Below are 14537 nucleotides of genomic sequence, written 5' to 3'. Positions count from 1 at the left end.
CCCCGGCGGGCGTCAGCGGCGGGCGACGCCCTCCGCGCGGGCGGCCGCGGCGACGGCCGCGGTCACGGCGGGGGCGACCCGGTCGTCGAACGGCGAGGGGATGACCTTGTCCGCGCTCAGCTCATCGGCCACCACCGCGGCCAGCGCCTCGGCGGCCGCGAGCTTCATGCCCTCGGTGATCCGGGAGGCCCGGACCTGGAGGGCGCCCGCGAAGATGCCGGGAAAGGCGAGGACGTTGTTGATCTGGTTCGGGAAGTCGCTGCGCCCGGTGGCGACCACGGCCGCGTACCGGTGGGCGACGTCCGGGTGGATCTCCGGGTTGGGGTTGGCCATCGCGAAGATGAAGGCGCCAGAGGCCATCTTCGCCACCGCGTCCTCCGGCACCGTGCCGCCGCTGACGCCGATGAAGACGTCGGCGCCGTCCAGCGCGGCCTCCAGGGATCCGGTGAGCCCGGCCTTGTTGGTGAAGCCGGCCAGCTCGCGCTTGACGTCGGTGAGGTCCTCGCGGTCCTGGGAGACGACGCCCTTGCGGTCGCACACGGCGACATCGCCGATGCCGGCCTCGGTGAGGATCCGGGCGATGGCCACACCGGCGGCGCCCGCTCCGGAGATGACGGCGCGAAGCTGGCCCAGCGCGCGGTCCGTCAGCCTGGCGGCGTTGCGCAGCGCGGCGAGGGTGACCACCGCCGTGCCGTGCTGGTCGTCATGGAAGATCGGGATGTCGACCCGCTCCTGGAGCTTGCGCTCGATCTCGAAGCAGCGGGGCGCGGAGATGTCCTCCAGATTGACGCCGCCGAACGAGGGCGCGAACCGGGCGACGGTCTCCACGATCTCGTCCACGTCCCGGCAGTCGAGCGCGATCGGCACCGCGTCCACCCCGCCGAACTGCTTGAAGAGGATCGCCTTGCCCTCCATGACCGGGAGGGACGCCTCCGGGCCGATGTCACCGAGCCCCAGCACCGCGCTGCCGTCCGTCACCACGGCGACGACCTGGGACTTCCAGGTGTAGTCGTGGACCAGCTCGGGCTGCTCGGCGATGGCGCTGCAGACCTTGGCCACGCCCGGTGTGTACGCGAGGGACAGATCGTCCCGGTTGCGCACGGGCACGGTCGCCTGGACGGCCATCTTGCCGCCGCGGTGCAGGGCGAAAGCCGGATCGAAGGGCTCTCCGCCGCTCACGCCGTCGGCTCCTTCGCCACTGCCGCTTGTGCTGTCGCTGCGAGGATTGACCATCTCCGCTGCCACTGTTTGACCCCTTTGTCGTTTTTCTGTCGAGGGTATCCGCCCCAGGTTCGGAGCGGGCGGGCACCGCGTCGTCCCATTCAGCGGATGACCACCGCATGGGTCTGGGTACGAACGCCGGGCGCGTCGCACACACGCCCTGAGCCCCGGGTGAGGGGTGCCGTCTGTTCTACCTGAAGCGCGCGTCGAGCGACGAGCGAGTTCTGGTGCGGTGACGCCGGAAAGCCAGGCATTACGGCTGAAGGCGGGCGAATCTCCAGGGAAAGTCCATGCCTCCGTCACGCGCTGTTCTCCGCGTGATCATGAGCCCGCCCCGCGCCTCCGGCCGCCACTGTCCGGCCGGTGCCGCTGTCCGGTTGTGCACCACGGGGATCGCCCGTTATCCGATTTTGACATGGCCGGCGGTCCGCACGGGCCCGTCCGATGACAAGATGCCCCAATCACACGAGATCGCGACACTCACAAACGTGTTCCCCAGATCTCACCCCCTCACCCTGCCGGAGGAACCAGCATGACCGCCAGCTTCACGCCCCGTGGGGCCACCCTGAAGTCCCGGATGGCCTCCGTCGGCGCGATAGCGGTGGCAGGCGCCTTGCTGCTGACGGGCTGCGGCGACCAGACCGACAAGGCCACCGGTGGGTCGAACACCAACGCGGCCCCGCTCTTCAACCAGCTCCCCAAGGAGATCCAGAGCGCCAAGGTGATCAAGGTCGGCTCGGACATCAACTATCCGCCGGTCGAGTTCAAGAAGAACGGCGAGGTCATGGGCATCGACCCGGACATTGCCGACGCGCTCGGCAAGCAGCTCGGGGTGAAGTTCGAGTTCAACAACGGCACCTTCGACACCCTGCTCTCGGGCCTGCGCTCCAAGCGTTACGACATCGCCATGTCGGCCATGACCGACAACAAGGGCCGCCAGGAGGGTGTGGACCCGGACACCGGCAAGAAGGCGGGCGAGGGGGTCGACTTCGTCGACTACTTCACCGCGGGTGTCTCCATCTACACCAAGAAGGGCGCCAACACGGGCATCAAGACGTGGGGCGACCTGTGCGGCAAGAAGATCGTCGTGCAGCGCGGCACCGTCTCCCACGACCTGGCCAAGTCCCAGTCGAAGACCTGCCAGAAGAACGGCAAGGGCAAGATCTCGGTCGAGGCGTTCGGCAATGACACCGAGGCCCAGACCCGGCTGCGCGGCGGTGGCGCCGTCGCCGGCTCCAGCGACTTCCCGGTCGCCGCGTACGCCGTGAAGACCTCCGGTGGCGGCAAGGACTTCGAGCTCGTCGGCGAGCAGGTGGAGGCGGCCCCGTACGGCATCGCCATCGCCAAGAAGAACACCCAGCTGCGCGACGCCATCAAGCAGGCCCTCGCCCTGATCATCGCGAACGGCGAATACGACAAGATCATCGCGAAGTGGGGCGTCAAGGAAGGCGCGGTCACCAAGGCCATCATCAACGGCGGCAAGTGATCCGGCCCTCCCCCGTCCGCGCTCGCGCTGAAAGGCACCATCCGTGACGACAAAGATTGACAAGGCGGGTCCGGTCGACGCCCCGCCGCCGGCGCCGGAGAACATCAAGGCCATCCCGGTGCGGCACTACGGCCGCTGGGTCTCCGCGGTCATCACCATCGCCGTGCTCTTCCTGCTCATCTCCGCGTTCGCCCGCGGCGATGTGAACTGGGGCGCCATCCCGGACTACTTCTTCGACGGCGAGGTCCTCAGGGGCGTCCGCAACACCGTCTGGATCACCATCCTCTCGATGGTGCTCGGCGTGGTCCTCGGCATCATCCTCGCGGTGATGCGGCTGTCGAAGAACCCGGTGACCGCCTCCATCGCCTGGGGCTACATCTGGTTCTTCCGCGGCACCCCGGTCTATGTGCAGCTACTGGTCTGGTTCAACCTCGGCCTGGTGTTCGACTACATCAACATCATGCCGATCTACAAGGACGAGTGGTCGGACTTCATGACCCCGTTCCTGGCCGCCCTGCTGGGCCTGGGCCTGAACGAGGCCGCGTACATGGCCGAGATCTGCCGGGCGGGCCTCCAGTCGGTCGACGAGGGTCAGTCCGAGGCCGCCCAGGCGCTCGGCATGAGCCACGCCAAGACGCTGCGCCGGGTGGTGCTGCCGCAGGCGATGCGGGTGATCGTGCCGCCGACCGGCAATGAGTTCATCAACATGCTCAAGACCACCTCGCTGGTGATCGCGGTGCAGTACTGGGATCTGCTGCAGGCCACCTCCGAGGTCGGCCAGAACTCCGGCGCCACGGCGGAGATGCTCTTCCTGGCGGCCGCCTGGTACCTGATCCTCACCTCGGTCCTGAGCGTGGGCCAGTACTACCTGGAGCGCTACTACGCGCGCGGCTCGAGCCGCAGCCTGCCGGCCACCCCGCTGCAGCGGGTCCGGGCCAATCTGCTCTCCTTCAGCAACCGCTCCGGAGGTGTCGGCGCATGACCGCCATGGTGAAGGCCGAAGGCGTCCACAAGTCCTTCGGCCCGGTGCAGGTCCTCAAGGGCATCGACCTCGAGGTCGCGCCGCGCGAGGTGTTCTGCCTGATCGGCCCGTCCGGCTCCGGCAAGTCCACCTTCCTGCGCTGCATCAACCACCTGGAGAAGATCAACTCCGGGCGGCTGTACGTCGACGGCGACCTGGTCGGCTACCGCCAGAAGGGCGACAAGCTCTACGAGCTCAAGGACCGCGAGGTCGCCGAGAAGCGGCGCGACATCGGCATGGTCTTCCAGCGCTTCAACCTCTTCCCGCACATGACCGCGCTGGAGAACGTGATCGAGGCGCCGGTCCAGGTCAAGCGCGAGACCAAGGCGGTCGCGCGGGAGCGCGCGCTGAAGCTGCTGGACCGGGTGGGCCTCGCCGACAAGGCGGCCAACTACCCCTCCCAGCTCTCCGGCGGCCAGCAGCAGCGCGTCGCGATCGCGCGGGCGCTGGCGATGGAGCCCAAGCTGATGCTCTTCGACGAGCCCACCTCGGCGCTCGACCCGGAGCTGGTCGGCGATGTGCTCGATGTGATGCGCGGGCTCGCCGAGGACGGCATGACGATGATCGTCGTCACGCATGAGATGGGCTTCGCCCGCGAGGTCGGGGACTCGGTCGTCTTCATGGACGACGGCGTGGTGGTGGAGTCCGGGCACCCCCGGGAGGTGCTGACCAATCCGCGGCACGAGCGGACGAAGTCGTTCCTCTCCAAGGTGCTGTAGGGACTGTCGCGGCCGTGAGGGCGGTACGGGCACCCGCCCGTACCGCCCTCACGCACACCGCACCGGGGTCACTTCAGCCCGAGCACCATCGCGTCCGAGGGCGAGCACCATACGGCCCGCGCCTCCCCGAAGCCGCCCTCGCGCAGCGCCTCGGCATGCCAGGCGACGGACTGCGTCTCCCCGTCCGCGTGGTCGCCGTCGGCCGGATTACCGAAGATGGTGAACCGCTCGGCCACCGGTCCGGCCAGCACCTCGTCCCGTGCGGCGGCCTGCCACCACTGGGCCCAGTCCTGGGCGCCCCCGGCCTGGGCCCGGGCCTGCCGCTCCTTCCGGAACGCTTGGTCGGCGGCGTTGAGCCGGGGCGTGGCCGGGTCGGGCATATGGTCCGCGTTGAGGAACACCCCGCCCTCCCGAACGACGCCCGCGATCTGCCCGTACAGCACCCGCAGCTCGTCCGAGCGCAGCCAGTGGAGCGCCGTGGCGGTCAGGACGGCGTCGTACGTACGGTGCGGCAGCCGCCCGGCCCACCCGGGGTCGCGCAGATCGGCGGTCACGAACTCGGCGCGCGGCTCGGCCGCGAAGTGGCCGCGGGCGATCGTCAGCAGCGCGGGGTCGAGGTCCACGCCGGTGCTGGTGGCGCCCGGGAACCGGCGCAGCGCCCGGTCCGAGATACTGCCCGTGCCGCATGCGAGGTCCAGGATCCTCGGCTCGGGGCCGACGACGCCTTCGACCGCGTCGAGCATCACCCGGAACCGCTCCTCACGATCGGGGAGGTACCACTCCTGCTGCCGGTCCCAGCTCCGCTGCCACGCCTGCCAGTCCGCCACGGCGACGGTGTCCGTCATCGAGCCCCTCCAAGCCATGCGTCGTAAGCCATGCGTCATCGTCTCCGGCGCAGCCGCCCCGTAATACTCTCGTAGGCAGAACGCCTCTTACCCGACTCTAGATGCCCCGTCGTAAGGACCACAAGTGGAACTGGCTTATTACTCGGATCTCGCCGTGCGCCTGGTCAACAGCGAGGAGCCAAACCGCGGCACCGACACCCTGACCTCGGTGGAGGCCGTGCGGGCGCTCTTCGGGGAGAGCCGGCAGGCGGCCCGGCGGGCGACGGACGCCGATGTCACCCGGCTGAGGTCGGTCCGGGCCCGGCTGCGTGCCGTCTTCGAGGCGGCGGCGGGCGGCGACGAGGTCCTGGCGGTGGACCTGCTGAACGCGCTGCTCATCGAGTTCCCGGTGAGCCCGCAGATCTCCGGCCATGAGACCCGTGACGACGACGGCCGCCCCAAGTGGCATATGCATATCGCGGACTACGCCGCCAACGCGGGCTCCGGATACGCCGCGACCGCCTCGATGGGGCTGGCCTTCCACCTCACCGAACTGGGCGCCGACCGGCTGGGCATCTGTGAGGCGTCACCCTGTCGCAACGCCTATCTCGACACCTCGACCAATCGGTCCCGGCGCTACTGCTCCGACCGCTGCGCGACCCGCGCCAATGTGGCCGCCTACCGCGCGCGCAAACGCCTGGACGCCGAGCGGTCGGCCGGCGCCGAGCGCAGCCGGCGCCAGGACCGCGAGCCCACCGGCCGCACCGCGGACACCGCCCAGAAGACCAGCCCGGCCACGGACCGCTGACCGCGGCGCCCGGCGCCCGGCCGCGGCCGCAGCCGCAGCCATGCCCGGGCGACCACCAGCTCGTCCGGCACGACGCCGAACTCCCGGCTGTCGTTCTCCACGTACGGGTTGTCGCCCTTGACCCACCAGCCGCCCTCGCGCCGCTCCACCGCGCGCTTGACGATCAGCAGGTCCTGCCGGAACGGATGGCGCACCACCACCACGTCCCCCGGGCGCACGGGCGCCCCGTAGCGGACCACCAACTGGTCGCCGGGGTACAGCGTCGGCTGCATCGACGGGTTGTACACCTCCGCGAGCCCGATCCGCAGCAGTCCGCGCTGGTCGCGGTCGGGCTCCTGCCCGCGATCGCCCAGCTGCTCCCGCATCACGGCACCTCCGGTCCTCAACCCCGCACCATCACGATCCCAGGCATCCCAGACTGTCACCGGACTTTTGACCTAAGCCCCCCGGGGCACCCGAGAAAAGGCTTCCCCCACGGAGTAATCTCGCACCTGAGAAGACGATCACGAATGGAAGGACAGCTCTATGCTCTCCCGCCTGTTCGCCCCGAAGGTTCAGGTCAGCGCGCACTGCGACCTGCCCTGCGGTGTGTACGACCCGGCCCAGGCTCGTATCGAAGCCGAGTCCGTCAAGGCCATCCAGGAGAAGTACCAGGCCAACGAGGACCCGCACTTCCGCGCCCGTGCCACCACCATCAAGGAGGAGCGCGCGGAGCTCGCCAAGCACCACGTCTCGGTGCTGTGGAGTGACTACTTCAAGCCCCCGCACTTCGAGAAGTACCCGGAGCTGCACCAGCTGGTCAACGACACCCTCAAGGCCCTGAGCGCGGCCAAGGGCTCGACCGACCCGGCCACGGGTCAGAAGGCCCTGGACTACATCGCCCAGATCGACAAGATCTTCTGGGAGACCAAGAAGGGCTGACCGCTCTTCCCTTGTATGGCCAGACCGCACCCGAGCCGCCCCGAGTGGCCCGGGTGCGGTCTTTTGTTCGGGGGAACGTCCCTGACGGGCGCGGGGGTTGACCGGCCCCCGCCCGCTCACCCCGGCGGGCTGATCCCCGCCACGGCCAGGCCCAGCAGCCGGTCCGCCTCGGCGGTGGGGTCCGGGTGGTGCTGGGTGGCCAGCGCGATCCCGGCGATCAGGGTGACCAGGTCGACCGCGGTCGTCCCGGGCGCCATCACACCGGCCCGCTCGGCTCGCCGCAGCAGCGGCTCACCCGCCTCTGCGAGCGTGTTGACGCAGGGGTTCGCATGCTCCGGATCGAGCTCCCCGTTCCGCAGCAGCGCGGTGGCCAGGCCCTGCACCGAGGCGGAGTAGACGGTGAGCGCGCCCAGCCACTCCAGCAGCGCGGCCCGTACGTCCTCTTCCTTCGCGAGTTCCCGGGCGCGGGCGGCCAGGACCTCGATCCGCTCGCGGAAGACGGCCTCCAGCAGGGCGCCGCGGGTGGGGAAGTGGCGGCGCACGGTGGCCGAGCCGACTCCGGCGGTGCGGGCGATCTGTTCCAGGGAGGCGTCGGCGCCGTGCGCGGCGACCTCCTCCTCGGCCACGGCGAGGATGCGCTCGTAGTTGCGCCGGGCGTCCGCACGCTGGGCGGGCATGGCGTCACCTCCGGGTTGCTAAGTGGCGGGGCCCTCCGTATCGTACCGAGAGGTAAGTGGCGGGGCCCGCCGTTTAACGTCCGTGCAGTCGACAAGTCGATACCCCCATGCCCGAGGAGCAGCAGCATGCCCATGAACTCCCCGACCTCCGCCCCGTCCGCGCCCGTTCTGGTCACCGGCGCCACCGGACAGCAGGGCGGCGCCACCGCCCGCGCCCTGCTCGCGGCGGGCGTTCCCGTACGGGCCCTGGTCCGCGACCCGGCCACCGAGCGGGCCGAGGCCGTGGCGGCGCTCGGCGCCGAGCTGGTCACCGGCGACCTGCTCGACCTCGACTCGGTGCGGCGGGCCGCCGAGGGGGCGCGCGCCGTCTTCTCGATCCAGATGCCCGATCTGAACGACCTCCAGGGCGACTCCGAGTGGGTCCAGGGGCGCAATCTGATCGACGCCGCGCGGGACGCGGGAGTGGCGCAGTTCGTCCACACCTCCGTCTCCGGCGCCGGACAGCACCACACCGCGCCCGGCTGGGCGGAGGGCCGCTGGGCGGCACTGGAGCACTACTACGCGACCAAGACCGGCCTCCAGGACCGGGTCCGCGAGGCGGGCTTCCGCCACTGGACGCTCCTCAAGCCCGCCTTCTTCATGGAGAACTTCCTGTCCCTGCTCCCGAACGGGCCCGAGGGCGGCCTGGCCACCGTCCTCCAGCCCGGCACCGAGCTCTCCCTCATCGCCGTCGCCGACATCGGCACGGCGGCCGCCGCGGCCTTCGCCGACCCGGAGCGGTTCCATGAGGTCGAGCTGGAACTGGCGGGCGAGTGCATGACGATGACCCGGGTCGCCGAGATCCTCTCCGACGTCGTGGGCACCCAGGTGACCGCCCCGTCGATGACCGCCGACGAGGCGCTCGCCGCCGGGATGCCGGAGTGGGGCGCCGGGCATGTGTGGCTGAACGAGGCCCGCCAGCCCGCCCGCCCCGCGTTCGCGCGCGCCCTCGGCCTCCCGCTCACCGGCTTCGCCGAATGGGCCGGGCGGCATCTGCGGCCCGCGGCCGCCTGACCCGCCTGAGCCACCTGACCGGAAGCCCCGTCCGCTCCGGCCCCGGCTGTGGTTGATGCCCGGACCGGAGTGGACGAGTCTGGAAGGGAGCCCTGGTGGACGGACCCGGTGCCGTCCCCGGAGGGATGGCGACCATGATGCGCCACGACAGCGGCTCCGCGCGGGAGCGGGACGGCTTCGGCGGAACAGACGAAACGGATACGGCGAGGGCCACCGTCAGCGATGACGGCACGCTGACCAGCTGGAACGACGGTGCCCGTCGGCTGCTCGGCTATCCGCCCCCGCAGGTCGTGGGGCGGCCCGCCGCCGAGCTGCTGGCCGATCCGGCCCGCGCGGCGGACGCCGGGGCCCGCCGCGCCCGCGACCGGCTCACCCGGTGGCACGGGACGATGGCGCTGCGCCACCAGGACGGCCACGAGATGGCGGTGCGGCTGCTGGCACACCGCAGAGGGCCGGAGGGCGACTGGCTGCTGGTGGCCGCGGCCCCCGGGCGGAGCTGCCCCCCGAGTCCTGGAACGACGCGCTGATGCTCTGGGCCTACGCACAGTCGCCCTGTCCGATGGCGATCTACGACGCCGATCTGCGGCTGCGCAAGGTGAACTCCCAGATGGCCCGCGTCGTCGGACTCCCCGAAGCGGAGATCCGCGATCTGCGGCTGTCGGAGATCGGGGGCAAGCTCCAGAGCGAGCAGCTCGAAGGGGTCATGCGGCATGTGCTGACCACCGGCGAGCCACGCGAGGTGGAGACCTGCCTGCGCACCGGCGGCGAGACCAAGGAGCACGCCTGGTCGGCCGCGTTCACCCCGCTGAAGGCGAAGGACGGCCAGGTGTACGCGGTCTGCATGGCGGCGCATGACATCACCGAGCAGTATCTGGCCCGCCAGCGGCTGCTGTTGCTGAGCGCGGCCAGTGAACGGATCGGCAGCACCCTCGACATCGACCACACCGCGCAGGAGCTCGCCGACGTCTGCGTACCGCGGCTGGCCGACTACGCCAGCATCGACCTGCTGGACCGGCTGGCCCAGGACGACGAGCTGCCGTCCGGGCCGCTCACCGGCTCGGTCGTGCTGCGCCGCGCCGCCCTGCAGTCGCTCTACGAGGGCTGCCCCGAATCCGTGGTGCCGGTGGGGAAGGTGGACACCTATCCGCAGGTCTCGCCGATGGCGGAATGCCTGGTGGTGGAGCGGCCCCTCATCTACGCGACCACCGACCCCGTGATCACCAAATGGGGTGCACTGAAGCCCGCCCGCGCCCGTTCCATCCGGCGGTTCGGCATTCACTCGATCATGGCGGTGCCGATCCGGGCTCGGGGGACGACGCTCGGGGTGGCCATGTTCGCCCGTCACCACACCCCCGAGCCGTTCACCCAGGACGATGTGGTGCTGGCCGAGGAGATCACCACCCGGGCCGCCGTCTGCGTGGACAACGCCCGCCGCTTCACCCGGGAGCGCGACACCGCCCTGGCCCTGCAGCGCAGCCTGCTGCCGCGGACCCTCCCCCAGCCGCCGGCCGTCGAGGTCGCCTCCCGCTATCTGCCCGCGGGCCCGTTCGCGGGGCGGGCGGGGACTGGTTCGACGTCATCCCGCTCTCCGGGGCACGGGTCGCGCTGGTCGTGGGCGATGTGGTCGGCCACGGCATCCAGGCGTCGGCCACGATGGGCCGGTTGCGGACGGCGGTCCGCACCCTCGCCGACGTCGATCTGCCGCCGGACGAACTGCTCACCCACCTGGACGACCTGGTGATCCATCTGGCCGCGGAGACCGGGGCCGAGGAGTCCACCGGGGATGTGGGCGCCACCTGTCTGTACGCGGTCTACGACCCCGTCTCGCATCGCTGCTCACTGGCCGCGGCCGGGCACCCGCCCCCGGCGCTGGCCAGGCCCGACGGCACCGTGGAGTTCCTTCCGGTGCCGGCCGGACCGCCGCTGGGGGTCGGCGGACTGCCCTTCGAGTCGATGGAGACCGAGCTGCCCGAGAACGCCGTGCTCGCCCTCTACACCAACGGGCTGATGGCCATATGGAACCGCGAGATCGACGAGGGCCGGCTGCTGCTGACCCATGCGCTGGCCCACCCCAGCGGATCCCTGGACGGCACCTGCGACGCCGTTCTGCACACGCTCCTCCCCGACGGGGGCGCGCTCGACGACGTCGCGCTGCTGCTCGCCCGCACCCGCTCCCTGGACGAGGCGCACGTGGCCACCTGGGACGTGCCCGCCGACCCGGCGTGGGTGGCCCGCTCCCGCCGGGACGTGACGGAGCGGCTGACCGAATGGGGCTCGACGAGGCCGTCTTCACCACCGAGCTGGTCGTCAGCGAGCTGGTCACCAACGCCATCCGGCACGCCGTCCCGCCCATCCGGCTGCGGCTGATCCATGACCACTCGCTGATCTGCGAGGTCACCGACTCCTCCAGCACCGCCCCGCATATGCGCCGCGCCCGCACCTTCGACGAGGGCGGCCGCGGGCTGCTGCTGGTCGCGCGGCTCAGCCAGCGCTGGGGAAGCCGGCAGACCGCCGAGGGCAAGACGATCTGGTCGGAGCAGAGCCTTCCGGTCGGGCTGCCCACCGGGCTGCCGGGCCTGGGCTGAGCGGTAGGGGCGGGGCCCTCAGGGCTGTACAGGGCTGTACAGGGCTGTCGGCCCGCGTCAGAAGCGCCAGCGCGTCTGGCCGTACGCGCCCTTGCGGAAGCCGAACGCCGTGGCCGGGGCGACCCGGAACACCAGGGCCGTATGGCCGTCGTGGTGGAAGGCGCCGTCGCGCACCTGGAAGGTCCACTCCTCGCCGTACTTCGCCACGTAGGCCGCCGCGATCCGCTGGAGCGTGGCGTCCTCCCGCACCGGCTCGGCCTCGCCCTCGACCACCAGGTCCAGCCCCTCGTGCAGCACACCCGCACCCGTCGTCAGGACGCAGCGCGGATTGTGCGCGAGGTTGCGGGCCTTCTGTTCCTCGGGGCCGGTGCAGAAGCAGAGCGCGCCGTCGAACCAGACGGCGATGAGCGGGGTGACATGGGGGCGGCCGTCCCGGCGGACGGTGGACAGCCAGTACAGCTCCGCCGCCGCCAGCGCCGCACGCCCCTCCGGCCAGGTGGTGGCGGTGGCGTCCGGACCGCTGAAGCGGGTGTCCAGCGCGGTCTGCGGATCGTGCTCCGTGCTCATCTGCTCGCTCCTCGGGTGGCGTGGCCCGCGGTTCCGGTGCAGTCCCGTGTGCTTGGACCGCCCGGCGGAGCGAAACTCATCGCTCGCCTCCGCCCGCCCCTTTGGAGGGGGGTTACGAGACCTCGGCCGGCCCGGCGAGGTCCAGGACGTCGAGCGCGTCGCGGGCCCGGGGCTCTTGGAAGCGCAGCAGCGGGCTCTCGTTGCGGACCAGCCACTGGCGGTACGCGGAGCTGGCCCAGGCGATCTCGAAGTACGCGTCCGCCAGGTCGCCGAAGAGGGCGTCGACGTCGAGCGGGGCGCCGCGCGCGGTGTCAGGGCCGGCGGCTCCGGTGGCCTCGGTGTCGGCCGGGAGCGCCGTGTCCGGGTCGGGTCCGGCGGCCCCGGTGCGGGCCGCCGGGGCCGCCCGTGAGGCCAGGAACAGCCGGACCGTCAGCGGATCCCCGTGCAGCGGACGGACGGCCACGCCCTGACGGGACCGCGCGGTGGGCTGGCAGGGGGTGACCACCTCGCCCGAGGCGACCAGGTCGGCGGCGGTCAGATAGTCCCCGTACACCACCCTCGGATTGAGCCCCGCGGCGGCCAGGACCCGGCGCAGCCCGGGCCCCTCGCCGTCCACGCTGGGGTCGACCATCCACTGGTCGGCGGCGAGGTCGGCGAGCCGCACCGCGGGCCGCGCGGCGGCCGGATGGGTTTCGGCCAGCGCCACGAACTGCGGCTCCCGCTCCACGAGCATCCGGCGCTCCACGCCCTCGGGCACCCGCAGCGGCGCGCCCTCGACCTCGTGCACGAAGGCGACGTCGAGCTGGTTGGCGGCGACCATCTGCAGCAGCGCGTTGGCGGAGACGTCGATGTGGATGGTGGTGTCCGCCTCGGGATAGCGGTCGCGGAGCCTGCGCAGCCAGCCGACCACGGCCCGGCTGCCGGTGCTGCCGATGCGCAACCGGGCATCGGCGGTCTGTCCCGCCTCCAGCCGGACCTCGCTGAGCAAGGCGTTCATCTCGGCCACGATCGGCCGGGCGCGGCACAGCACGGACCGCCCCAGCGGGGTCGGCCGACTGCCGGTGACCTCCCGCGAGAACAGCCGGCCGCCGATGGTGTTCTCGATGCGCCGGAGCTGGGTCGTCAAGGATGGCTGGGTCATGCCCAGTTGGCGCGCCGCCTTCCGTAGGCTGCCGGTGTCGGCGATGGCGCACAGTGCACGGAGGTGCCTCACCTCGAGCTCCACGGCGGGAGCATATCTGCGCCCTTGTCGGTCACACCAGACTCTGAAACCACTCCAACCCATATCGGAATCGATCAATCGGTGGTCAAACACCGGTCAACGGGACGTCAAACTGTCATCTTCGCCAAGGGCTTGAGAGCCCGGCGAGGGATATGCCTTCGTACTATCACCAGTTGATATCTCCGCGTACGGCTCGATCTCCTCAAGACTCGGCGTCAGCCAAGAGTTCATCCCAGGGCCCCGGCCGCCACCCCACACGGCGACCGGGGCCCGAGGACGATGAGGAGCCCCCCACATGTCACTCCCCAAGCTCGCGCTGTCCGCGACCCTCGGCCTCGGCCTGGCGGCCGCCCTGTCCGCCGTGCCCGCCTCCGCGGCCACGCCCGACCACTCCACGACCCAGCGCAGCGCCGCGGCCGCCGGCTACACGGCGAGCGGCGAGGAGAAGGCCGACACCGACGCCTTCATCAAGGCCGTCATGAAGTCGGCGCTGGCCAAGCAGGCCAAGGCCCCCCGCGGGGCGGCCGCCGTCACCGTGACCTACGACGCCAGCCAGGCCCCGACCTTCCAGGCGCAGATCTCCCGCTCCGCCCAGATCTGGAACTCCTCGGTGAGCAACGTGAAGCTGCAGGCGGGCAGCAACGCGGACTTCAGCTACCGCGAGGGCAACGACCCCCGGGGCTCGTACGCGAGCACCGACGGCCACGGCAGCGGCTATGTCTTCCTGGACTACGCCCAGAACCAGGAGTACGACTCGACCCGGGTCACCGCGCACGAGACCGGCCACGTGCTGGGTCTGCCGGACCACTACGAGGGCCCGTGCAGCGAGCTGATGTCCGGTGGCGGCCCCGGCCCGTCCTGCACCAACTCGCAGCCCGACCAGGCCGAGATCAGCCGCGTGAACCAGCTCTGGGCCAATGGCCTGGCCAAGCTCGAGAAGCAGCTGGCCAAGTCCCACTGAGCCCGCTGAGACCGCCAAGCCACTGATCCTCTGGATCAGGGCCTGACTGCCCGCACCCGGTTCCCGACGCCGAGTGCGGGCGGTCGGCGTGTACGGGGCCGTCCCCCGCGTGCGCTGGGCCCTGGCACCCGGCAAGCGCACGGGAAGCGACGCCGCCTCCGGCCGGAGGTACCGTATAGACACCAGGAGCATTTCGCACAAACCGGCCGGATTCCCTCCAGCTGGGGCCCGGCCCCAGGGAGTGAGCACCATGGAGACCCTGATCACCGTGGTCGTCATCCTCGCGCTGATCGGGGTGGGCGCGCTGCTGATCCACCGGACCAATGTCCAGAACGGCAACCGCATGTCCGCCGAGGGCCACGACGATTCCCCGGCCGGCGGGCGGCCGCACCATCGCGCCTGGGGCCGCCGGCGGCAGCCCCGGGGCCAGCGGGTCACGCCTCCCCAGGACCGCCGTACCTGAGTCCGGCCG

General features: G+C 71.2%; 13 protein-coding genes and 2 pseudogenes. 9 read left to right on the top strand and 6 right to left on the bottom strand.

The annotated features are described in order from the left end of the window. Nucleotides 1-12 precede the first annotated feature (12 nt). The gene (locus tag BLV72_RS23280; RefSeq protein WP_093464605.1) at nt 13-1245 is read right to left on the bottom strand and encodes an NAD(P)-dependent malic enzyme; all 1233 of its coding nucleotides are present in this window, start codon (nt 1243-1245) and stop codon (nt 13-15) included. Nucleotides 1246-1753: 508 nt separating this feature from the next. On the opposite strand from BLV72_RS23280, the gene BLV72_RS23275 reads away from it, so the two are divergent. The 3 genes from BLV72_RS23275 to BLV72_RS23265 are packed head-to-tail and all read left to right on the top strand — an operon-like array spanning nt 1754 to nt 4447. Then, a complete protein-coding gene (locus tag BLV72_RS23275) occupies nt 1754-2707 on the top strand; it encodes an ABC transporter substrate-binding protein (RefSeq protein ID WP_093464604.1) in 954 nt (317 codons plus the stop codon). Between the two features lie 43 nt (nt 2708-2750). Further along, nucleotides 2751-3689 (top strand): amino acid ABC transporter permease, encoded by a 939-nt coding sequence (locus BLV72_RS23270; RefSeq protein WP_093464602.1) that lies wholly within the window; start codon nt 2751-2753, stop codon nt 3687-3689. 5 nt (nt 3690-3694) lie between these two features. Then, complete coding sequence (locus BLV72_RS23265; RefSeq protein ID WP_059147812.1) at nt 3695-4447, top strand: amino acid ABC transporter ATP-binding protein; 753 nt, start codon at nt 3695-3697, stop codon at nt 4445-4447. Nucleotides 4448-4515: 68 nt separating this feature from the next. Here the strand turns inward: BLV72_RS23265 and BLV72_RS23260 are convergent, their stop codons facing one another. Next, nucleotides 4516-5292 (bottom strand): class I SAM-dependent methyltransferase, encoded by a 777-nt coding sequence (locus BLV72_RS23260; RefSeq protein WP_093464601.1) that lies wholly within the window; start codon nt 5290-5292, stop codon nt 4516-4518. Between the two features lie 124 nt (nt 5293-5416). Between BLV72_RS23260 and BLV72_RS23255 the strand changes: the two genes are divergently transcribed. Next, nucleotides 5417-6079, top strand: coding sequence for a CGNR zinc finger domain-containing protein (locus tag BLV72_RS23255; RefSeq protein ID WP_093464599.1), 663 nt, complete (start codon nt 5417-5419; stop codon nt 6077-6079). 104 nt (nt 6080-6183) lie between these two features. Here the strand turns inward: BLV72_RS23255 and BLV72_RS52055 are convergent. Further along, nucleotides 6184-6351, bottom strand: a pseudogene (locus BLV72_RS52055) (S24 family peptidase); the annotation flags it as partial. 253 nt (nt 6352-6604) lie between these two features. Between BLV72_RS52055 and sodN the strand changes: the two are divergent. Continuing rightward, a complete protein-coding gene (gene sodN / locus BLV72_RS23245; protein ID WP_037965025.1) occupies nt 6605-7000 on the top strand; it encodes a superoxide dismutase, Ni in 396 nt (131 codons plus the stop codon). A 116-nt stretch (nt 7001-7116) separates the two neighbouring features. Here sodN and BLV72_RS23240 read toward each other — a convergent pair whose 3' ends face one another. Further along, nucleotides 7117-7677, bottom strand: a complete 561-nt coding sequence (locus tag BLV72_RS23240; RefSeq protein ID WP_093464596.1) for a TetR/AcrR family transcriptional regulator — start codon at nt 7675-7677, stop codon at nt 7117-7119. 126 nt (nt 7678-7803) lie between these two features. On the opposite strand from BLV72_RS23240, the gene BLV72_RS23235 reads away from it, so the two are divergent. Further along, nucleotides 7804-8730 carry an NmrA family NAD(P)-binding protein gene (locus BLV72_RS23235; protein WP_093464595.1) on the top strand — a complete coding sequence of 309 codons (927 nt, stop codon included), beginning with the start codon at nt 7804-7806 and terminating at the stop codon, nt 8728-8730. 134 nt (nt 8731-8864) lie between these two features. Further along, nucleotides 8865-11315, top strand: a pseudogene (locus tag BLV72_RS23230) (SpoIIE family protein phosphatase). Between the two features lie 57 nt (nt 11316-11372). Here the strand turns inward: BLV72_RS23230 and BLV72_RS23225 are convergent. Both BLV72_RS23225 and BLV72_RS23220 read right to left on the bottom strand, forming a co-directional pair. Further along, the gene (locus BLV72_RS23225) at nt 11373-11882 is read right to left on the bottom strand and encodes a pyridoxamine 5'-phosphate oxidase family protein (protein WP_093464593.1); all 510 of its coding nucleotides are present in this window, start codon (nt 11880-11882) and stop codon (nt 11373-11375) included. Between the two features lie 112 nt (nt 11883-11994). Continuing rightward, nucleotides 11995-13095 (bottom strand): LysR family transcriptional regulator, encoded by a 1101-nt coding sequence (locus tag BLV72_RS23220; protein WP_093470498.1) that lies wholly within the window; start codon nt 13093-13095, stop codon nt 11995-11997. Nucleotides 13096-13399: 304 nt separating this feature from the next. On the opposite strand from BLV72_RS23220, the gene snpA reads away from it, so the two are divergent. Further along, nucleotides 13400-14065 (top strand): snapalysin, encoded by a 666-nt coding sequence (gene snpA / locus BLV72_RS23215; RefSeq protein ID WP_093464592.1) that lies wholly within the window; start codon nt 13400-13402, stop codon nt 14063-14065. 250 nt (nt 14066-14315) lie between these two features. Next, nucleotides 14316-14528, top strand: a complete 213-nt coding sequence (locus BLV72_RS23210; protein WP_093464590.1) for a hypothetical protein — start codon at nt 14316-14318, stop codon at nt 14526-14528. Nucleotides 14529-14537: the final 9 nt, after the last annotated feature.

It is taken from the genome of Streptomyces melanosporofaciens, from assembly GCF_900105695.1.
GTDB classification, from domain to species: Bacteria; Actinomycetota; Actinomycetes; order Streptomycetales; family Streptomycetaceae; genus Streptomyces; species Streptomyces antimycoticus.
This window is presented reverse-complemented; position numbering and strand designations above follow the sequence as displayed.